Source organism: Nocardia sp. CA-119907, assembly GCF_050955995.1.
Lineage (GTDB): Bacteria > Actinomycetota > Actinomycetes > Mycobacteriales > Mycobacteriaceae > Nocardia.
The window spans coordinates 5650480-5670212 of the sequence record NZ_CP192091.1; the positions used below are offsets into that span (position 1 = coordinate 5650480).

The following is a 19733-nucleotide window of genomic DNA, read 5'->3' on the forward strand; positions in this document are numbered from 1 at the left end:
GTGCGTACGGGCCGAGAAGACTTGCGGCTGAACCCGTTCAACTCGACACCCCCTTGGAAATAGAAGTGTGCTCGGGCAAGATCAACCCGATCCCCAGTGACGCCGCGAATGCTGCGGCTTGCGTGCCGTAGCAGCGGCGCACCCCCAGCCGCGACGCCGCCGCCATCCCCTTGACCGATGCTTCGATGCCGGGCAGGTCCCCATCGAGGTGATCGGTGACGGTCACCAACGCCCCGAATCGGGTCAAGCCCGCGCCACGTGCCTGCTCCTCACGGGAGGCTTGGGTGTTGGCGACCCGGATACGCGCCGAGGCCGAGGCGATGCCGCGTTCGGTCTGCTCGGCCGCGACCGCGTCCCGGAAGTCCGAGTCGACCAGGGTGGTGGCCTCCGCGGCCGAATGCAACCGGTACACGATCGCCACCCGCTTGCGGGGCACGTCTGCACGCGGGCGCAGCAACTCCTCGAGCACCGTTTCCATCACCGCGCCACGCGGTGCGGCATCCATCTCCCAGGTAATCGAGCGGGCGCCGTCATGGACGTAGTGATCCCAGCGGTCCTGGTGCGCGATCGGACCGACCGAGTCCCACGACTGCGTGCCGGTAATGGCCGGACCCGCGGCTTCGACATCGCGTTGGGAGGCCAAGTCGTAGCGGGTACGCACCAGCCCGAGCACTTCCCACGCCTGCAGCGGTGTCGCCGGAAGACCCGCGCGGGCGAGCTGGGACAACACGCCTTGCAGGCGTTGCCCGATCTCGCGGGCCTGCTCGGCCTCGTCGCGGCGAATGCGGCCTTTACCGATCGCGCGGTAGGTGATCGCGATGCGGGCCTCGATCCGGACCCCGACACCGCCGATGTCGGCGGCGGCTTCCCGCATCACCGCTTTGGCATAGGCCGGGGCGTCGGGGCGGACCAGACGGGCGACTTCCCGGGCCTGCTTGAGGCGGGTTTCGACCACGTTCTCCAGCACCGCAGTCACCGCGACCACTTCCCCACCGCGACTCTGGGTGGCCAGGAACTGCCCATATCCCTGCACCCACGCGTCGATCTGGGATTGATCGACCAACTCTTTGCCACGCGGGATCACCCGCAGCACCACCGTGTAGTGGTCGGTGCGGCGGATGTGGAGCATCGCGAAGCGTTTCCCGCCCGCAGTCTCGTACTCCGACAGCCGCGAATCCGCCAACAGCCCAGGAAGTTTCGCGAGACCGGGGATCTTGGAGAAGCGACCCGCCTGATAGAGGTGCTCGCCACGGCCGCGCGCGGCGGCGAACTGCACCCGCAACAACGCCAGTTCCCAGCCGGTGCGGCCATTGCGAGTGATCGCCAAGGGTGTGAACACCAGCGCCGCGATCATGATCAGACCGGCGGCGACCGATAGCGATCGGCTGATCATGAACCCGACCATCACCATGATGATCAAACCCAAGCCCAGCATCGACACACCCCAGGTCAAGCCGAAGAACCCGGCGCTACGCGGGCGTTCCCAGCGGCCATACATGCGAGCAGTCATCGCCGAACCTCCCCCGGCCCCAACGCATCCGGATCCAACCCACCCTCAGTCGCATCCCGGGTCTGACTGTCGATCGCGGAAACACCCCGCTGCGCCATGTCGGCGGCCATCTGAGCACCCATCACCACCGCACCGGCGATCCCGGCACCAGCAGCAGCCTGCCCGCCACCGCTGCCCGCACCGGACGCACCAGGCGTGCTCGACGACCGCGCGGCTCCGCCCCCGCTGGACCGTGCACCGCCACCACCCGCACCGCCGCTCGAACCGCCGCCGGGACTCGCCGCTCCCGAGGTGGAGGCACCGCTGTCGCCGCTTCCACCCGACATCGGACGGCCACCACCGCCGCCCCCGCCGCCAGGACCACCGCCGGGCGCTGGCGAACCGTTGGATGCCCCTCCACCGCCGGGCGCGTTCTCTCCCTCACTGACCTTGCGGCCGCTCGAGCGATCACCCAATGACGCCATCGCCACACCGGCCGCGCCGCCGGCCAACACCGCCGTCGCGCCGCCACCACTTCCGAGTGTGGCGACCGCGGGTGCGACCAACCGGATCAGCGCGGGCAGCACCACCACGCTCATCACCAGCAGAATCAACCCCAGCAGCACCAGCTGCGGATCGCGTTGCTTCTCGTTGCCGATCACGGTGAACGCGATCGCGTAGACCAGCGCGCCGACCGGTTTGTACAGTACGAACGCCAGCGACCAGCTCAACAGCTTCTTGTAAGCCTGCGACCCTGGTCCGGTGCCCGAAGCAGCTGCCGCGAGGGGAATTACGGCCACGACCAGAATCAAAAGGGCTTGGCGCACTACCAACATCACCAGTTGGATCAGCATGCTGATCGACCCGAGCAGGCCGACCAGCAGTAGAACCCCGGTCCCCAGGCCCGAGCGAGTGTCGGCGTCGAACTCCGTCAAGCGGCCCACGACACCGTCCAGATCTCCCTGGCTGGCGTCGAAGAGAACCCAGTTTGCGAAGGCGTCGCCCGCGCGGGTTCCGGCGGTGACCACAGCGGCGAAGGACATCGAGGCGAACACCGCCCGCGCCAGCATCAGGAAGCTCTCCTGGGCTTCGCCGGCGACGCCGCCGCGTTTGGCCAGCGCCAATCTCGCGGCGGCGAACATGATTCCGGTCGTGAGCAACAACACCTGAAGCCCGCTGCTGTAGTCACGGATCCCCGACAGCGCCGTCCCGGGCTCGCCTCCTGCACCAGTGAGCTGGGGGGAGGGAATAGTGGTCCACCAGGTCATGGCGATCCGCAGTGTTTTGGTGAAACCGTCGACAAGGGTGGTGGCGAAGTCGTCGAGTGCGGAGCTCGCTGCCTCGGTTGCGGCGTGTCCGAGTTGTTCACATGCCTGTTGGGGTCCCAATGGCATGTCACAGACATCAGGCAGCGGCAGCTGCCTGTGCCATGGCGTCGCGGCGTTCGGCCCGCTGGCGAGCGTAGTTGCGGTCATGACGTTGCCTTCCACGACCCGAAGCCACTCGAAGTCGGCGTGGAAGCACCTGGGCCCCAGAGTGTTTCGATGTCGTCCGGCACGCGGACACGCCAGTCCCCGTCGATCCAGGCCATCGGCCAGGTCGAGATCGTGTACCCGAGGTCGTCGCGGGTCGCGAACTGCACGACGGCGAGGTCGTCTCGGTATCCGGGCTGAACGCGCACGCCGTCGGGAACCACGACGTAGCGGGCTGCGTCGCGGGTGCGTTCGCGCGACCGGGCGAATCGCTCCAGCAGCGCCTGGCCGCCGCCGTAATAGCGTTCCCGCACAACCTGCTGCCAGACGCTTTCGGGGGCGGCCAGTGCGCGGGCGAGGGCGTCGAACGCGGCCAAGGCCGCCCCTTGGGGCGTGCGGCCGAACCCGGTGGCGATCCCGTCGTGGATGCGGGTCGGTCCGTCGCTGCCAGAGACTGGTAGCGCCGCTCCGCCCCAGCCGCGCTGCCACTGCATCCGTGCGGGCGTGGCGGTCAGGTAGTCCGGCCGGGTGGGGTCAGGTCGGCTCGATGGGTCTTGCGGGAGAACGACACCGGATTCGTCGTGCGAAACCTCCAGGCGATTGCCGAACAGATCCGTGGTCGGCGGCAACACGCTCGGCGAAAGATCAGGGAAAGTTCGCTCGGTCGGAGCTGTGATGCTCGCGGGATAGGCCGGGACATCGTGTGGGCCCGTGTCATTGGTGATCGTCAGCACGAAGGCGGCGATCACGACGGCGGTGATACCCGCGAGCAGGATGATCAGCAGGCGATGGGATTTCATATTCGAGTGGCCTCCTCAGCGTGGCGTCAGCGCGACCATGTCGGCCGGGGCCAGGGCAACGGCGGTGACCGTGGCGGTGGTCGAGTTGTCGGGTAGCTGCAGGCGCCAGTCCTCGCTGCGCCAGAGGACGTGGGTGTTGTTGCGGGTGAGGGAGTTGTCGGGGTGGACGGTGTAGATGTCGACGTCGGTGGCGTCGAGGGTGTAGCGAGAGATCAAGTAGCCCAGGACTTTCGGTGGGCCGCTGGTGATCGGTGCGGTGATCGAGATCTGGGCCCGGGCGGTGGCCCAGGCGTCACGCCCGGGTCCGGGGGCCAGCATGCGTTGGCCCACCATCGGCCATTGGCTGTCGGTGGAGATCGACATACGAACTGTGGACTGGATCGCGGCCAGCGCGGCACCTGCCGGTGAGCGGTCGTATCCGGTGGCTACGGCTCCCTCGATGTGGTGGGGACCTTGTTCGGCGACCGGAAGGTCGACACCTTGAAAGGACTGCCAACGCAATCCGGTCGGTACAGCGACCGCTCCCGTGGAGGGCGTTGCATCGGATTCGCTGGGGTTCTCGCTGCCGCAGGCGATCAGTCCGGCCACCGCGATGGGTCCTGTGAAAGCCAGCAGAGCAACGACGCTGAGATGGTGCGCGCGGGAAGGGTTCACGGGGTTGGTCTCCTCGAGTGGGTCAGGTGGGAGGTAGGACGGCGATGGCGATGGAGCTGGCTGCGCCGAGCAACACCGCGCCGAGCAGGGCGCCGAGGAGTCCTTCGAACGCTTCTTCGCGGTACATCCGGATCGCCAGCAGCCCGCCGACCCACACCGCGCGCGCGATGCACAGCAGCAGCACGAACCACGCCAGCCAGCCCAGCAACGGGGTTATAGGCGAAAGAACCTGAGCGGGAAGGGGTTTGGCGATCACGGTGGGCCGCCGTCGTGCTGGTCGGTGCGGTAGGCGACCTCGAGTGCGGCGAGGATCGGCTCGCTTGCTGCGGCCGGGTGGGTGTGCGGGAGCGAATGCCCGGCACCGGCGACGCTGTCGTAGTCACCCCAGATGTGTTCGGCCAGGTGCCGGGATCTGCTCGGTGCCACAACCGGATCGAGCTCACCGGTCAACACCCAGGTCGGGACGCTACGCAGGATGCTCGCCGTCTCGACGGTCAGCGCCGTGCTGCCGTAAGCGGCCAGGGTCGCCAGAGTCGCGTCGAGGTTGGCACTATGCCCGCCGCGACCAATGTCGGCGAACACACTGCGGCGCGCCAGGCCGTAGCGGGTCGGTGGCTCGTACAGGTAAATGGTCAGTTCCCTGACCAGCTGACTCATCCGGCGCCGCGAGCGCTTCCTCGTGTCATATACGTCGGAATCTGGGAGCCATGGGAATTCGGGACAGCCGTTGAACATCACAACGCCCGCCAGTGCACGTGCCCGGTGGGGGTAGTGCTCAACCCATGCCTGCACCAGCAGCGACGCCACCGAGTGCGCCACGAGCACGACCGCCCCGTGCGCGTGGGCCAGGACCGTATCGAGGTCATCGACGAGCGTCGCCAACGTGGTCCGCACCCCGGGACCGGTTTGCTCGGAGCGGCCGTGTCCGCGCTGGTCGTAGACGATCTGGGCGATACCGCCGTCGAGGCGTTGGTGCAGATGCTCGGTCAGCGGACTCCAGTGGGTGGAGTCGGTGAGCATGCCATGGACATAGACCACGCTCGCCGGTGCCGACGCTGGACCGATGCGCCTGGCCGACAGGCGGATTCCGTCCGCAGCGGCCACCGTGAACGAGCTGGCGTCGGGGTGGGTAGCGGCGAGCGTTTCGCGCCGGGAGGTCGATGCGGATGGGAATCCGGGCGCGGCAGTCTGGTGGGTGGAGGCGTCGAAGGCGCTGTGCCGCGTGGTAGTGGAGGGTTGTGGATGAATCCGCAAGCGGCGCATGGCTTATCCGCCTCCGGTGACGACGGCGTTCATGATGCCTCCGGCGCTGGTGGCGACGATGCCGCCGACCAGGGCGCCGAGGATGATCTTGGGCGACTCCACGGCGCCGCCGTGGAAGCGTTCCCAACCGAATTTGCCGCCGGCGTAGATCAAGGCGGCGATCCCGGCGAGCATGACGATCCAGGACAGATAGTTGACGAGGTTGATGAGTCTGTCCGAGCCTGGAGGTGGCTTCGGGGTGATCGGGATTTGTTGGGCGAGCACGGTCAGCGCCTCGCCGACCGCGGAGGCGGTGGTCATGGCGATGTCTCCGAATCGGGTTGTGCAGCAATCGAACGGGTGGCTGCGAGGTGGGTGATGATCTGGGTTCCGGCGCTGTGCACGTCGGCGGGAACCGTCTCGCGCAGCCTCGAGCGGCGCGACGGCGCCGGGTCGTAGGGGAGGTATTGGGCCAGATCGGTGAGTTCGCAGGTGACAAGTTCGTCGTGCCAGCCGATGTCGTAGACGTGCTCGGCCAGTTCGGCGACCACTGCGCGATACCGGCGCACAAGGGCGGGGACTCGCCCCGGGCGCGCCGCGCTCAGTACGAGACCGATCACCTGCACGCCATCCGGGGCCAGTCCGGCGTGCCATTCGCGCAAGCGTTCAGCCGCGGCGGTCAGGCCCGGCATGCACAGCCTCGCGGCGACGAGAACGTGTTGAGTCGTGTGTGGTGAGGCGGGCCAAGCCAGCCCGGTGTCGGCGGCCGGGGCCCACCACCGCGCCAACGTGGAAGTTCCGGCGCCGCCGTGCGCGCCGAGCACGGCGAACAATGGTGGGTGCGCTCCGGTGGTCGGAAGCGGCGTCTCCCGCACCGGCGCCAACCGTTGCGGCGCGGCGACAGTGCCTGGTTCGAGCCGGTGGATTCGCGCGTTGCGGTCGTCGTAGTGCAGGTGCAGCGGTGCGGCCATTGCTCAGCCCCGCTTCTGGATATTGGTGATCACGACACCGAGACCGTCGTCGTGGCGGATGTTGATCAGCTGCAGGTAATCCACGCGCTGACCGTCGGGGTGCAGCTCGACCAGGTGGACCTCGGCAGCGCCGTCGGCGATCGGGGTGATCGCGACGCAATGGGTGGTGCCGACCGGGATCGATGCGATGCCCGCCGCGAGCGCCTCCACTGCGAGTCCGGCCTCGGGGGCGACAAGTCGCAGTGCGGCCTCGGCGCTGCGTTGGGAGTAGTAGGCGTGCTCGAACGCGGCGATTACCCCGACCGGGCTGTGGGCGTCGCCCGCGGTGTCGGTGACGGTCTGCCCGGCCAGCCCCACGCACGCGCCCTGTGGTGGCGTGGTTGTCGGTGGACCCGCGGTCAGGGTGGGGATCACTGGCACGGTGTCCGGGTGGTGCGCGACCGAGTTGATTCCCATCCCGACGAGCGCGGCGGCCACGCCGAGTGCAGCGCCCAGCACTACCCACACGCGGCGAGCCACCCGCGTGCGCCACGACCCCGTCGGCGGTGGCGGGTCAGGCTGTTGAGTGATCCATTCCCATCCATTGCCATCGGCGCCCTTGTCGTCGGTCACCTCCGAGATGGGTTGCACTGCAGTGTGTTCGGTGGGATACAGCCAGCCCCAGCCGTGCTGGGCGCTGGTGTCGGCATGGGTGTTGGGCATGTCGGGTTCTCACCTCCTCGATGGGGTTGGTGGACAGTGCGGGCCCTTCGGGCGGGTGCCAGGGGAGAATCTGCAGACAGGGTGTGGGTACGTCTGCGGAGTCGGACTCCGCCCGAAGGGGTCTTCAGGGTCCGGCGCTCGATGTCGGTGCCGCTGGCGTGCCTGGGCTGGCGCTCGATGTGGTGGCGTGTGCGGTCGTTGTCGACGGCCGGGCGGATTGTGGTGGGGCCGAGGGAGTTCCGGTGGCGGCGAGGTCGCGGGCGAGCGCGGTGAACCAGTCGGCGGTGGCGGCCAAAGCTGAACGTCCGGCGGGTGTGGCAGGCACGGTGCGGTAGGAGCCGTGGCGGCCGGTGGTATCGCTGTATTGGGCCGCCCCGGTGAGGGCGTAGAGCTCGCTGTGGTCGGTGACGGTGCTGGTGATCGCGGTGAAGGTCTCGTTGATCCAGCGGCTGGCTGTCTGGGGTGGAATGAGCTCGACCACCGCGGTGGCGAGTTTGGTGCCCAGCACCGCGATCGCTGCTAGAGGGTCTCCCATACCGACCGTGGCGAGTTCGGTGATCGTGGCCGGGGTGAACACTTTTCGCGCGACCGAGATCGCGGCGTTCAACCCGATGGTGCCGACCTTGAACAGCGCTGCGAGAGCATCGGTCGGCCCGGGTGGGGCGGTGTTGGGGTCGGAGGCTTCGGCCAGGCGCTGCCCGAGGGGTTTGGCGGGTTGGTAGGACAGTTGATCGAGGCTGGTACCGACCACGTCCTCGTTGACCACGTTCACAGCGGTCGTGTAGACCGTTGCCGACAAGGCTTGGGCGATCGTGGAGATCGCCGCCACGGGATCGCGCAGATCCGAGCGAGTGGCGATATTCGCCGCCGTGGTAGCCAGGGGGCTTCCGGTAGGTGTATCGCAGGTCGCGTCACCCGCGACGCACAGGTCCGCCACTCTGCCGGTCAATGCCCCGTAGTCGCCCGATCGCGCCCCGGCGGTTATACCGGCTCCCGAGAGCGACGGGTTGAGCAGCGCGATCTCGGCGACCTTGTCCCCTGTGGTTCCGGGTGCAGCAGCGGGGGTGGTAGCGCCTGGGCGGCCGGGGAGAACGGGGGTGTTGGTGTCGCGGTCCGGGTTGGCCAGCAACGCGATACCGGCGACCTGGTCGGCACCTAGCGCTGCGGTACCTGCTCCGACCCGCTGGGCGAACCGTTCGACCGCAGGTGCGCCTTGGGCGTATCCGGCGGCGGCGATCTTCGTGGCCGGGCAGCGCGCGACGACCTCGGCAGCCATCTGTTCCAGCAGCGCCGTGGCGTCGGTGACCGCCGCATCGTAGGACAGTGCCGTCCCGTCGGATGTGCGGCCGTAGGGGACGTAGGCGCGCTGCACCAGATCTCCCGCGGCGGCGGCCAGAGGACCGAACATCTGCCCGAGCGCCCCGGAGTCGCTGGTGATCGCCGCGTCGGGAGAGGCTTCGTCGCTCCCCTGCACCCCCAGCGCGTACAGGCTGGGGCATCTCGCGCCGAGGGGGACGCTGGCATCGGCAACCACAGTGCTGACACCTGTCGCTGACACGGTGACTAACGCCAGGACCGTCGCGGCGATGCGCCGCGGTGTTGGTGTTCGGGTGGTGCTGGTGTGCATGGACTTTCGACCTCTATCTGTCTGCTGGGGGCCTGCCCGCACCCCGGCGAGGGGTCCGCAGATGCGGGCAGGCGATTCAGGTGGTCTGCGGGCGCGGTGGTGTCGCTCCGGTGCCGTCAGGTCGCCGCTGCAGGTAGTCGGCCAGGCGGGCGACAGCTTCGGCGGCACCGTCGGTGGCGGCTCCGGTATGGCTGGTCGGGTATTCGCGCCAGCTCAAATCGACTCCGTGCGTGCGGTATTCGGCGAACAGGCTGCGGCCCATGGCCACTGGGACGAGGGTGTCCTCGATGCCGTGGTAGAGGTGCACGGGCACCTGCGGCGCCTCCCTGCCGCTGGTCTCGTTCGCCAGCGCGTAGCACCACATCGGGTCGTTCCACGGGTCCTCGCGCTCGCACCAGCGCCCCAATGCGGTGTTGCGGTAGGCGACCAGGAGTCGCGCCGCGTCGAGTTCCTGGGCGCGCTCGATCGTGTCGTGGCCTTCGTCGGTGAGCAGGTGTCGCATCGGCAGATGCGGATACGCGCGACTCAGCCCGATCAGTCCGGCCAGCGCCAGTCCCGCCCACGGACCGCCGTCGATCTCACCGATCAACGCCCCGGGGTCGGCCACGACCGCACCGGCGGCGACGCCGCGCAGATCCAGCTCCGGGGCATAGTGGGGGCGTTGTTCAGCGGCCCAGATCGCGGCGCGCCCGCCGTCGGCATAACCCCATGCCGCACACGGCGCCGCCGTAGCGTCGAGTTCCGGGAGCGCGCGTACCGCGCGCGCGAGGTCGAGCACGGCGTGCGCGGCCGCGTCTCCGGCCAGGAAATGGTGTGGCCCAAGCCCGGTCATGCCCACGCCCACGCCATCGGGCACCGCGACTGTCCAGCCGCGTTCGAGCGCGGTGGCGATGAACCCGGTTTCCGGTTCGGTTCCCTCCCCGGCCAGCAGCTGCGAGGGGGCGCATCGCCCACCGAGTCCGTGAAAAACAGGGCAGTACAACAGGATCGGGCTGGGTCCGGCGGGCTCGGCGATGTCGGGGGTGATCACGATTCCCGACGCCGGAATGGGAGCGCGCCGGCCAGTGCGGGTGGCATACACCAGCTGCCACGCCCGGTTGGCGCCGTGCAGATCCGGAGTGGCGACCGCCCGGCGGCGTAGAATCTCCCCCGGATGCGGTGTGAAGTCCAGCGCGGCGCTGCGGTAGAAATCGTCGAAGGTGATCGGGTCGGTCATGTCATCGGCTCCCGGCGATGTCGTGGGCGAGGGCGACCATCCAGGCGATGCCCGAGTTGAGTTGGCCGCTGATGGCGTAGTTGTTGTGCTGTGCGACGGTGTCGACGTAGCGGACCCAGACCGCGGGATTGAGCAGGTCGGCGTTGTCAGCGACCAACTGCCCCCACGCCGCGCCGAGTTGGCCGACAAGTTTGGGCAGCAACACCATGGGGTTCGCTGCGACGGTGGAGGTGATCTCGTTCCACCGCGCGGCCGCCGCGCCGATCTCCACTGAGTTAGGACCGGGGGTGCGGGGGTCGGCGGTTTCGACCAACCGGCCCGACAAACTCAGCTGCGGGACATAGTCGACGTTTCCGGCGCCGATTTGGAAGTCGTTGAGCACCACCGTTGTCCAGGCATCACCGAGCGCGACGGAGAACATGGCACCCACTGAGCCGACGGCGGCGAACGGGTTGCGCAGGTCAGCTTGGGCGGCAATCTCCGCACCGACGCGCAACAGTGCGGCACGATCGGGCGCCGAGCACGCCAGATCGCCGTCGGTGCAGATATCGGCGACCCGGCCGGTCAGTGCGCCGTAGCTGGCCGCGCCATCGGCGATGCCGCCACCACCGGCGGGCGGGTTGGGGATTTGCACCGCCGACACTGCTTCCCCGTCGGTGCCGGGTGCGGCATCGGGCACGGTCTGTCCCGGGCGGCCGGGAAAGGTCGGTGCATCCGGTGCGCGGTCGGGGTTGGCGTACAACGCGATCCCGGCGATGCGCTCGGGGCCGACTGGTCCAGCGCCCGCGCCGACGACGCGAGCGAACGACGACATCGCTTGTGCACCTTGGGAATAGCCGATTCCGGCGATCATCGTGCCGGGGCAGGTGACGGCGATCTCGGTGGCCGCGGCATCGAGTTGGTTGCGGGCATCGACTACCGACACGACGTATGGGTCAGGCCCACCCGGGACCGCGCCTCCGAACCCCGCACCATAAGGGATGTAGCTGCGCTGCACCAAGCCGGGCGCAGCCGAGAGAACTGGACCGATCAGCGCGCCAACCACACCGGTGTCGGCAAGCGGGTCCGCGGTCGGTGAGGACTGGCCGGTGCCCTGGACGCCTAAGACGTAGAGTGCCGGGCACCCGGGCCCGATCGGCACCGCCGCCGCATCGGGTGTTCCCATCGTGGCAGCGACCGAGTCGACAACGGTGGATGCCGCCATCAGCGCAGCCGCGATGAGCACGCGGCGTCTTGTCGAGGTGGTCATGGCTGGCCCACCCCCACCCCAGCACCGAATCCGGCACCGACGGTTCCGCCGGCCACCGCGCCGACGGCAGCCGCGGGAACTCCGATGACCACGGCCCCTGCCGCCGCACCCGCCGCGGCGCCGAGCGCTGTTCCCGCCACGCCGGAGGTCACTGTCCCGATTACCGGAACCGGTACCACCGTGCCCAGGGCCGCTCCGGCGATTCCACCAACGGTTCCTCCGATGAGCCCGCCGAGCACCGCTCCTGTCGCCGCGACCGGCACGCCCGCGACGACGGCACCGGCGGCGCCGCCGATCCCGGCACCGGCCAGCGTTGCACCGCTGACCCGGTCGGAGCGCCCGGCGGGGATGCCGATCGAATCCAAGGCGGTCGCGACCTGGGCCTCCGCGTCCGCCGCAGCATCGTTGATGGCGTCGCGGCATTCCGGTGGCAGCCAATCCGGGCTGGGCGTCTGCCATTGACCGATACGAATCATGTTCTCCGGCGGCTCGATCGGAGCCACGGGAGCCACCGGCTCCGGCAGGTGTAACTCCCCCAGTTCGATCGGCTCTACGGGTTGATCCAGCGGCGGAGCGGGGCGTGAGGGTGCCTCGTTGCGGACCTCGGTCGGCTGCTCGTAATACATCGGCGGTGCCGGTTCCGGAGGCGGCGCAGGGGCCGGAGGGGGTGGAGGTGGCGGCGCGAGGGTTCCGGGCTGGGCGGGACTGGCGACCCCGGGCTGGTCACTGATGGCACTCGCAAAGTCAGCAGCACTCGCCGTCGCTGTCGCCGCCAATACAAGCGCAACCGGAATCGCGCCGGAGATTATGGCTCGGTTGCCGTGAACAACGCACTGACTCAATAGGTTTCGGCTGAGATTGTCGCCACTGCGATGTTTCGAGCGACGCATCGGCGGGCGGATAGAATTCCTTGATCTGAGCATGCCAAGTAGACCCTTCGACTGAAGGCGGAATTGCGATTGGTAATCGGAAAGAATGCGAAATCATAGATCGCTGCGCACCTCCCAGCCGCGAATATGCCACTGGGAGGGCGCTTCTCAGAGCGGTCGCGTCAAATGAAGGTGAAGATGAGCGATATCACCTGAGCCGCAACGGACAGGCCGTTCGACAGCACCGACAACCCGGTGTTCACCCACCCCAGAATCTCGTACGGATCCAAGATATTTCCTTTCAAGTGGTTGGACTAGCAGGTCCATCCAAACCCGGAAAACTGCTGCGACGCTAGGGTTTCGATGCGCCTAGATTGCGTTAACGCTGCCAGAGTCAAACTGGAAGACGGCGAATGCGCAGGAGGTTTGCCATGTACTTCACGCAGCAAGCGTTGAGCAGACAATTTTGAAGACTGTTGTCCAACAAGCTGTTCGGTGCGCCATTCTTGCTCTGACGCCTTGCGAGATCCATCTGTTTGCGATCCTCAGTTTGAAAGACTTGTCGCACACGCTCGTCGCTGCGGTTAATCCTCCTTCGCCACAGGGCTTTTGGCGTGCCTGACTGCCTGTCGTCCCGCTATCGGTTGGGTGGCGTGTAGTGTGGCCAGCAGTCGGCGAAATGGGCGGGAGCGGTTCGTGCGTGTCCACCACTTGGATGGCGGAGGAATGCGGCCCTTCGGGGGCCGTCTGATCGACGGTCGCCCGGGGGTGTTTCGTCGGGCAGAGGTCGCGTGCCACTGCTTGTTGATCGAACATCCCGCGGGATTGGTCTTGGTGGATACCAGCTATGGGGAGCAGGCAACCATCCAGCCCGAACTCTGGGTTGGGCAGAAGGTCATCCGACGCACCAACCCTGTTTTCGACCAGGTGATCGCCCGGCAAGTCGAAGCACTCGGATTCTCACGCGCCGATGTTCGCGACATCATCACCACACATCTGGACCTGGATCACGCGGGCGGACTCGCAGATTTTCCGGACGCGAACGTACACGTCTACCAAACCGAACTCGATGCCATGACCGGCCCCCACGGCCCCAAAGAACGATTCAGATATCGGCCGGTGCAGATCGCCCACGGCCCCAAATGGATCACCTACAGCGAGTCCGACAGTAGTGACGACCAGTGGTTCGGCTTCACCGCGGTACGGGAACTGAAGGGCCTATCCCCGCAGATCCTGATGGTCCCGTTGGCCGGACATACCCGCGGACACGTCGGAGTCGCCGTCGACACCGGAAACGGTTGGCTGCTACATGCCGGGGACGCGTACTCCTATCACGGTCAGATGGCACACCAACCGCGAATGCCATTGGGAGCACGCATCTTCGAGCAGTCGGTGGACACACTGCGCCCACAACGAGCAGAAAACCAGCGCCGGTTGCGCGAACTCGTGCACAATCACCGCGACACCGTGACGGTGTTCTCGTCGCACTGCGCTACGGAGTTCCGACAGTTGCGTGACCGAAGACCGACAGCTCCCGATAGCACCGACTAAAGCTTAACGGCACTGGTCGAAAGCGCCGCCCCCTAGCACGACGTCCGATTGCCGGAACCCCACGTACGCAGCCGCTTTCGGGACACGACAGCGAGCTGTTGACCAAGCCAGCTCATTTCGGCTGGTCCGCTGTCGTGAGCCGTCATCAGACTTGGGCCGTGGCAAGCGGACCATCGACCGGGGTCAGGTGGTAGGTCCACCAAGGCCGGAACGGCGCCTCGCTCACGTCGATCGAGACCCACATCGACCGCTCTTCGCCGGTGTCGATGTCGGTGATCACCGAGTACTCCAGGCTGCTGTCCATCGACGCCCAGCTCTGCGGGAAATCAGTGTCCCAAAGCTCATTCCATCCCGGCGCGTCGCGGCACGCATCGACGACGGCGTCGACTTCGTGCTGTGCTACCAGACCGGGTGACATCAGTTTCAGCGACTGCGTCAACAAGTGCACCTCGAGGTCCCAACCCTCCAGGACTTTCCGCGCTGCGGGCTCGTTGACCAACCACTCGATGATGTTTCGACCAGGAACCAACCCCGGAAAGGCCCTCAGGTACTTACTGTTCGCCGCCCGCACCTTGAACAGTGGCACGTCGTAGTAGCACGCAGGCCCTGGGTAGGCTTCCAGAATCCGCAGGTCACGGGTTCCGATGGGGTGATGGGTGGCAACGTGGGAAGGGATGAGGGTGGTACGCGTCAGAGCGAGAACCATCCGCCCCCACCACGTCGGCAGTGCGAGCGCCCCGACGATCGCCTCGAATGATTCGATGCTCAATGTGCGCGTACCATTCTCGGCCTTCTTGATCTGATCCGCGCTCAGACCCACCAGCTTGCCTAGATCCTCGGGCCTTTCCAGCCCGACCTCTATCCGACGCGTCCTCAGCCAATGGCCGACAGCCTTGGTGATCTCGTCCAATGCTCGCCTCTTCCCTCCCCGGATCGCCGGGACACACTGTCCCCGAGTCGATCTTGACGATAACCGGCCAGTATATCGAGACTTTGTGCATATGCATTGTTGCGAACCCCAGGACCACAAGCGATGTCATCGATCACCAGCAGTCCAAAGAAGCGCCGATGAATGTCGCGCAACACCCGGAACGCACGAACCGGCGACATCTCTACCGACCGGAACCAGCAGACAAGGAGTAACTTGGCGTGAACCGTAATACCCGCTCGTACAGCGACCGCAGACGCAGACCTCGAGCCTGCATCCCGACCCTGCCCGACACACTACGACTGAACCGAGACCACCTGCGTCTATCACGAGTCGCGGCCTACAAACGCCACGGCATCAGCCCCTCCTACCTGCGTCAACTCGAAGTCGGTGAGCGAGTCCCCAGCCCCGAGACCCTCGATAAGGTGATCACCGGCTACGGCCTCAGCCACGAACAGGCACGCCACATCCGCGAACTCCGTTATCCAGCAGAGGATCTCACCCCAACCGACAGCCTCCGCCAATCCGTACGCGAGGACAACGCACTGAGGAACCACATCCAAGACCTCGAGGAACGGGGAGTGCTCGCGGCCTATGTGGACCCCATGTGGAACGTACTACTAGCCACCATGGAATTCCGTGCGGGTATGCCCGGACTCGAAGAGTCCGAATGCATTCCGGTATGGCTGTTCAGCCCGATCGCGAAAACGGTCGTCATCGACTGGGAACGCGAAGCAGCCCACTCTGTAGCCACCATCAAAGCCGTACTCGGCCGCTACCGCGACTCCGAACAAGCCCACCACTTATTGCGAAAGCTACGCCCCAACAAAACCTTTCACGACCTCTGGATATCGAGCTGCAACGTCGCCTACGGCCGCGCCGCCAGCAACCCAGTCCACTGGATCCACCCCACATCCGGCGAACCAACCTCCTACAGCCTCACAGTCGCCGATGTCACCCAGCCCCAACACATCCAGCTCATCACCGCTCTACGCAAACCGTACAGCGGACCACCGCCGCACTAACGCGGCCACAGTCATCGCGTTGGTGGCATCTTGGCCAGCGCAAGTCCTCGTAGGCACGGCAGAGCCGACTCAGCAGATCCGCGCCCCGTGGTCCACCCCGGCCTCACGCTCGCTGCCCGCACACAGCGCCGCATAGGTAATCGCGGCGGCGATCCCTCCGAATGGTGTCGTCAGGCGCAATGTCGCGTGGGACGCAGGCTCGCGAACGAGGATCCCCCCTGACGATCAACAACCTGTATGTCGGCGGTGGTCGATCCACGGCGGCTTACGGATCGGCGTCGGTCGAGAAGGAGGCCGTAGGTCCTGCAACTGTGGCAAGACCTCGGTGTTGGCATCCGCGCTTGGCCAGCGGCGATGCTGTGGCAGGCTCGGCGAGCGAGGGGACGGGTCGGTGGCGGGCAGCGCATCGTCCACACGCTCGCTACGCGAGCATCGCACTCCGATCCAGAATCCGACCATTGCCGCGACAGCCAACGACGCAGGCCAGAGCAGGCAGACCAGATACAACACGACTCAGCTGGCGTCCTCCGGCCATACTCGCTTCGGTGGAAATTCCGTCCCGTCCCCCTCGTCGCCTGCTTGCTCCGGCAGCCGTAACCGCCCGGCCTGCACTGCCGCCACCAACTCGTTGAACGACTCGATACACCAGGACAGTTCGGCCGCGTCCTGCTCGTGATGGCTGGGGTCGTTCTGCCTGAGCGCATACAGGAGGTACTTCCAGACCAACCACGCCACCCATTGGCCGTAGGTTGAGGGACTGAGCGGCGCATCTGCCTGATACACAACGCCTTTGGTGTGTCCGCCCGCTTCACGGTCAATGAACCAGATATTCAAGTTCAGCTGTTCGTCAACCTTCGCCGTATCCTTGGGCCGCTCGTCATGGACATGCCGCCAGAGGCCGACCAGCTCGCGTGTTACGCGCAGCATGACCGTGCTTGGTTCGTCCATCCCGGCGCACACCCGAAGAAACGGCGCACAGTCCGGCAATGGCTGATCGGGCGTCGCCTCCACCGGCGGCACGGTGAAGGCCAGCGGCTTGTCTCGGGTAAGGCCGTAGTAGACGGTGTGGGTGGGACGATCGGAGGGGGCGGAAGCGTGGTCTTCGGGCATGTGCTATGTATCCGTTCAATCATCGGAGAAGTAGAAAGACGTTGGCAGCAAATAGATTTGGATGCCGATGTGGCTCGACTGGAGTCGGGTCTATTCCCACAGCCCGCCACATGGCAGAGGTGGCAAATCAGCCTGCACGTCATCGTCGACTGTCACTCGTAGGTCCAAGTCGGCAAACGCCCCCGTCAACTCGTCGGCAACGTTCTGTGCTTGTTCTTCGCTGGCCTGGTAATCCAGCTGCAGCGCACCGGATTCGATATGGATGTGCCGAATACGTCGCGGCGGGGTAACAGGCCGCATGGTGGATCACATCCCTGGAAGTAATCGTCGACCGGATTCGATCTCCGCAGCCAGGTAGTCGTAGCCTCGGCAGAGTTCGAGCAGTTGCCCGGCTTCCGGGAAGTCTTCGCCATTTTGCCCATTGGTCTTGGCGGTCACTGCTTCCCACAGATCCGCCATCCGGGCGGCGATTTCGCCGATGCTCTCGGTATGCACGGGCGGTAGTGGTAGCCCGTCGATCGACGCAGTATGAGATGGTAACGATGGCACCGGTATCCGCTGTTTCAGCCGGTCGGCCACAGCGTCATCAATGATGGCGATCAGGATTTCAATGTCTTGTTGTGCCGTAACCAATTCCGACGCAGCATGCCAGAGCTGCTCCGCGGAGACGGTCTCCTTGCCGAGCATCTCGAAGGCCAGTCGGTACTGCTTCTGGCAGGCCACCAGGTCGAACGCTGGGTCGAGGATGTCGCGGGCTGTAGCGAGCCGCTTGCCATCGAATGCAGCCAAGAGCATGTGGCTCGATGGCAACGGCTCCATTGGTGCCCACTCGGGGATGTCGACGCCGGACTCCGCATCGCTGGTGCCGGTCGGGCGATCTTCCGGTGTGCCGTGGTCGGATGGTGGGTTCATCTCGCTCACCGTGGATGCGTCGTGGACGGCACCAGGCGGCCAGCCTCAGCCAGAACTTCGAGCGCGGCCGCCTTGCGCGGACACGTCTTCGCGCGGCAAGCGACATGGAACTGCACCACAAGGTGGGCTCGGTCCACGCTGAACGGCGTCTCCGGTGCCTGGTGGGTTTCCTGTTTTGTCAGAGCGACCGTCTGGTGCATGGCCAGGGTGTGCATCATCGGAACCTCGGTTCTAGGCGGGGCATTGGGTGGTGCACCCGGCACCGAGGGCTCCTAGCCACCGGCCTGCCAGCCTCTCCGGCAAACCGGTGCGCCTGCCGAGGGGTGGAAGGCGTCGTCCCGGTACCGGGTGCGGTCCGACCGTAAAGCGGGTTTTAGGAGGTTTACCGGCGCAAATAGGCAAAACCTCTGAAATATATGGGAAACCGTATATCGTGCCATTAGGGGCGAAAACCCTTGACCGGCAACGGGTCCCGAGCGTTACACCGATCTTGCAAATGCACGTTCACTTGAAGAGCGGAGACAGCAGGATGCACATGACAACCGGCGAAGTCATCCGCCGTGTGCGAAAGTCGCTGGGCATGACCCAGGCGGAGCTGGGAGCCATCCTCGGCTACACCCAACCCGTTATTTCGCAGCTCGAACACAATGCTGCCGCCGTGCACGACGTACGGGTCCTGCGGCGAATTGCCAAGGCGCTTAACGTTCCACTTGCCATACTGGTAGTGGAGTCGGACGAGGAGGCGGACGTGAATCGTCGCAATTTCCTACGAACCAGCGCATTCGGAGCCGGAACCGCAATGGCTGCCGGGGCCGTGGGACATGCAGCTGCGGCATCGTCAACTGGGAGCATCCATGTCGGGGATGCTGATGTCGCTGAAATTATTGCCAGTACCAACCAAATTCATGAACTCGACCTGGTTGTCGGCGGTGATCAGCTGTGTCACCTCGCCGCCAACGAAGTCCGGTACGTCGAGCAGCTGCTGAACGCAGGCAGTTACAGCGACACCATCGGCCGCCAGCTCACCAGCGCCGCCGCCGAGATGATGACCGCTGCGGGCTGGGTCCACTTCGATGCGGGGCACTTGGACCGGGCGCGGCACTACTACGCCGAAGCAGCACAGACGGCGACTGCTGCAAACGACGGTATCGCGGCGTCACACGCCCTGCTCAATGCCAGTCTTCAGAGCTTTCAGGGGGTATTCGGGCCGTCAGAGCTTCCCCGAGATGCGCGGCCCCGGGAGGGGGTCAATCTCGCTGATGCCGCACAGACCGCCGCCCGCCGCGACGGGGGACCGAGGCTGCGTGCCTTGGGAGCGATCTATGAGGCATGCGCCCGCAGTGCGACCGGCGATGCCAGTGCAACGGTGAATGCCATCAGTCGGGCACACCGCGCTTATGAATCGAGTCGCGGGCACGACCCGGACTGGGTATATCTCCCACCGGCGGCCCTGGCCGGGACGACCGGCTGGTCGTATATGCGGCTCGGCGATCACCGCACGGCGAGCACCTATCTGCAAACAGCGGTCGACGGCACCACGTCATGGCCTCGTGAGAACGTGGGTTGGCGTATCAAGTTGGCCGAGAACGACATTCAAGGTGGCGACGTCGCTGCAGGCTGCCAGATCCTGATCGACCACTTTGACCAGATCACCACCATGACATCGACACGGCTTCGGGCCACCGTAGACGGCATCGCAAAGGACGTTCGTCTGCATGCAACGGTGCCGGAGGTGCGGGAGTTCCTGGGGCTGGCGGCCAGCCGCTGATCATCGGCAACAAAAACGGTCGCGCGATTAGGCACCCGTGGAGCCGCAGGTCACGGCGGCAGGCGGACGCCGGATTGGGAGGCGTCGGTTCGATGGTCATGGCGGGACCGTTCGTCGTTCCGACCCGACGTCCGAGTACGTGTGACTC

At 66.1% G+C, this 19733-nt stretch carries 20 protein-coding genes; 3 read left to right on the top strand and 17 right to left on the bottom strand.

What is annotated here, in order from left to right:
• Positions 1 to 37: 37 nt before the first annotated feature.
• From ACQP2D_RS24975 to ACQP2D_RS25035, 13 genes are all read right to left on the bottom strand, one after another.
• Complete coding sequence (locus tag ACQP2D_RS24975; protein ID WP_433678333.1) at positions 38 to 1510, bottom strand: SCO6880 family protein; 1473 nt, start codon at positions 1508 to 1510, stop codon at positions 38 to 40.
• Entirely contained in the window at positions 1507 to 2964 is a 1458-nt protein-coding gene (locus tag ACQP2D_RS24980) for a hypothetical protein (RefSeq protein WP_433678334.1), read from the bottom strand. The genes ACQP2D_RS24975 and ACQP2D_RS24980 overlap by 4 nt, the downstream gene beginning before the upstream one ends.
• Positions 2961 to 3761: a hypothetical protein gene (locus ACQP2D_RS24985; RefSeq protein WP_433678335.1), complete on the bottom strand. Its 801-nt coding sequence runs from the start codon at positions 3759 to 3761 to the stop codon at positions 2961 to 2963. The genes ACQP2D_RS24980 and ACQP2D_RS24985 overlap by 4 nt, the downstream gene beginning before the upstream one ends.
• 15 nt (positions 3762 to 3776) lie before the next feature.
• On the bottom strand, positions 3777 to 4415 hold the full coding sequence (locus ACQP2D_RS24990; protein ID WP_433678336.1) for a hypothetical protein: 639 nt from the start codon (positions 4413 to 4415) through the stop codon (positions 3777 to 3779).
• Positions 4416 to 4437: 22 nt separating this feature from the next.
• The gene (locus ACQP2D_RS24995) at positions 4438 to 4671 is read right to left on the bottom strand and encodes a hypothetical protein (RefSeq protein ID WP_433678337.1); all 234 of its coding nucleotides are present in this window, start codon (positions 4669 to 4671) and stop codon (positions 4438 to 4440) included.
• The gene (locus ACQP2D_RS25000; RefSeq protein WP_433678339.1) at positions 4668 to 5678 is read right to left on the bottom strand and encodes an alpha/beta fold hydrolase; all 1011 of its coding nucleotides are present in this window, start codon (positions 5676 to 5678) and stop codon (positions 4668 to 4670) included. Before ACQP2D_RS25000 ends, ACQP2D_RS24995 begins: the two co-directional genes overlap by 4 nt.
• Before the next feature lie 3 nt (positions 5679 to 5681).
• On the bottom strand, positions 5682 to 5978 hold the full coding sequence (locus ACQP2D_RS25005; protein ID WP_433678340.1) for a hypothetical protein: 297 nt from the start codon (positions 5976 to 5978) through the stop codon (positions 5682 to 5684).
• Positions 5975 to 6628, bottom strand: a complete 654-nt coding sequence (locus ACQP2D_RS25010; protein WP_433678341.1) for a DUF6668 family protein — start codon at positions 6626 to 6628, stop codon at positions 5975 to 5977. Before ACQP2D_RS25010 ends, ACQP2D_RS25005 begins: the two co-directional genes overlap by 4 nt.
• A 3-nt stretch (positions 6629 to 6631) precedes the next feature.
• Positions 6632 to 7330 carry a hypothetical protein gene (locus tag ACQP2D_RS25015; RefSeq protein ID WP_433678342.1) on the bottom strand — a complete coding sequence of 233 codons (699 nt, stop codon included), beginning with the start codon at positions 7328 to 7330 and terminating at the stop codon, positions 6632 to 6634.
• Positions 7331 to 7454: 124 nt separating this feature from the next.
• On the bottom strand, positions 7455 to 8864 hold the full coding sequence (locus ACQP2D_RS25020) for a cutinase family protein (RefSeq protein WP_433678344.1): 1410 nt from the start codon (positions 8862 to 8864) through the stop codon (positions 7455 to 7457).
• 169 nt (positions 8865 to 9033) lie between these two features.
• Complete coding sequence (locus tag ACQP2D_RS25025; RefSeq protein ID WP_433678345.1) at positions 9034 to 10173, bottom strand: lipase family protein; 1140 nt, start codon at positions 10171 to 10173, stop codon at positions 9034 to 9036.
• A gap of 1 nt (position 10174) precedes the next feature.
• Positions 10175 to 11422, bottom strand: coding sequence for a cutinase family protein (locus ACQP2D_RS25030; RefSeq protein ID WP_433678346.1), 1248 nt, complete (start codon positions 11420 to 11422; stop codon positions 10175 to 10177).
• A complete protein-coding gene (locus ACQP2D_RS25035; RefSeq protein WP_433678347.1) occupies positions 11419 to 11925 on the bottom strand; it encodes a hypothetical protein in 507 nt (168 codons plus the stop codon). The genes ACQP2D_RS25030 and ACQP2D_RS25035 overlap by 4 nt, the downstream gene beginning before the upstream one ends.
• 1092 nt (positions 11926 to 13017) lie before the next feature.
• Between ACQP2D_RS25035 and ACQP2D_RS25040 the strand changes: the two genes are divergently transcribed.
• Entirely contained in the window at positions 13018 to 13842 is an 825-nt protein-coding gene (locus tag ACQP2D_RS25040; protein ID WP_433678348.1) for an MBL fold metallo-hydrolase, read from the top strand.
• A gap of 145 nt (positions 13843 to 13987) precedes the next feature.
• Here ACQP2D_RS25040 and ACQP2D_RS25045 read toward each other — a convergent pair whose 3' ends face one another.
• Positions 13988 to 14752 carry a helix-turn-helix domain-containing protein gene (locus ACQP2D_RS25045; RefSeq protein ID WP_433678349.1) on the bottom strand — a complete coding sequence of 255 codons (765 nt, stop codon included), beginning with the start codon at positions 14750 to 14752 and terminating at the stop codon, positions 13988 to 13990.
• 239 nt (positions 14753 to 14991) lie between these two features.
• On the opposite strand from ACQP2D_RS25045, the gene ACQP2D_RS25050 reads away from it, so the two are divergent.
• Positions 14992 to 15795 (top strand): helix-turn-helix domain-containing protein, encoded by an 804-nt coding sequence (locus ACQP2D_RS25050; RefSeq protein ID WP_433678350.1) that lies wholly within the window; start codon positions 14992 to 14994, stop codon positions 15793 to 15795.
• Positions 15796 to 16308: 513 nt separating this feature from the next.
• On the opposite strand, the gene ACQP2D_RS25055 is transcribed toward ACQP2D_RS25050, so the two are convergent.
• The 3 genes from ACQP2D_RS25055 to ACQP2D_RS25065 form a co-directional block, all read right to left on the bottom strand.
• Entirely contained in the window at positions 16309 to 16905 is a 597-nt protein-coding gene (locus ACQP2D_RS25055) for a hypothetical protein (protein WP_433678351.1), read from the bottom strand.
• A gap of 306 nt (positions 16906 to 17211) precedes the next feature.
• Positions 17212 to 17826 carry a hypothetical protein gene (locus ACQP2D_RS25060; RefSeq protein WP_433678352.1) on the bottom strand — a complete coding sequence of 205 codons (615 nt, stop codon included), beginning with the start codon at positions 17824 to 17826 and terminating at the stop codon, positions 17212 to 17214.
• On the bottom strand, positions 17823 to 18035 hold the full coding sequence (locus ACQP2D_RS25065; protein WP_433678353.1) for a hypothetical protein: 213 nt from the start codon (positions 18033 to 18035) through the stop codon (positions 17823 to 17825). Before ACQP2D_RS25065 ends, ACQP2D_RS25060 begins: the two co-directional genes overlap by 4 nt.
• Positions 18036 to 18352: 317 nt before the next feature.
• On the opposite strand from ACQP2D_RS25065, the gene ACQP2D_RS25070 reads away from it, so the two are divergent.
• The gene (locus tag ACQP2D_RS25070) at positions 18353 to 19585 is read left to right on the top strand and encodes a helix-turn-helix domain-containing protein (RefSeq protein ID WP_433678354.1); all 1233 of its coding nucleotides are present in this window, start codon (positions 18353 to 18355) and stop codon (positions 19583 to 19585) included.
• The last annotated feature ends 148 nt before the right edge of the window (positions 19586 to 19733 follow it).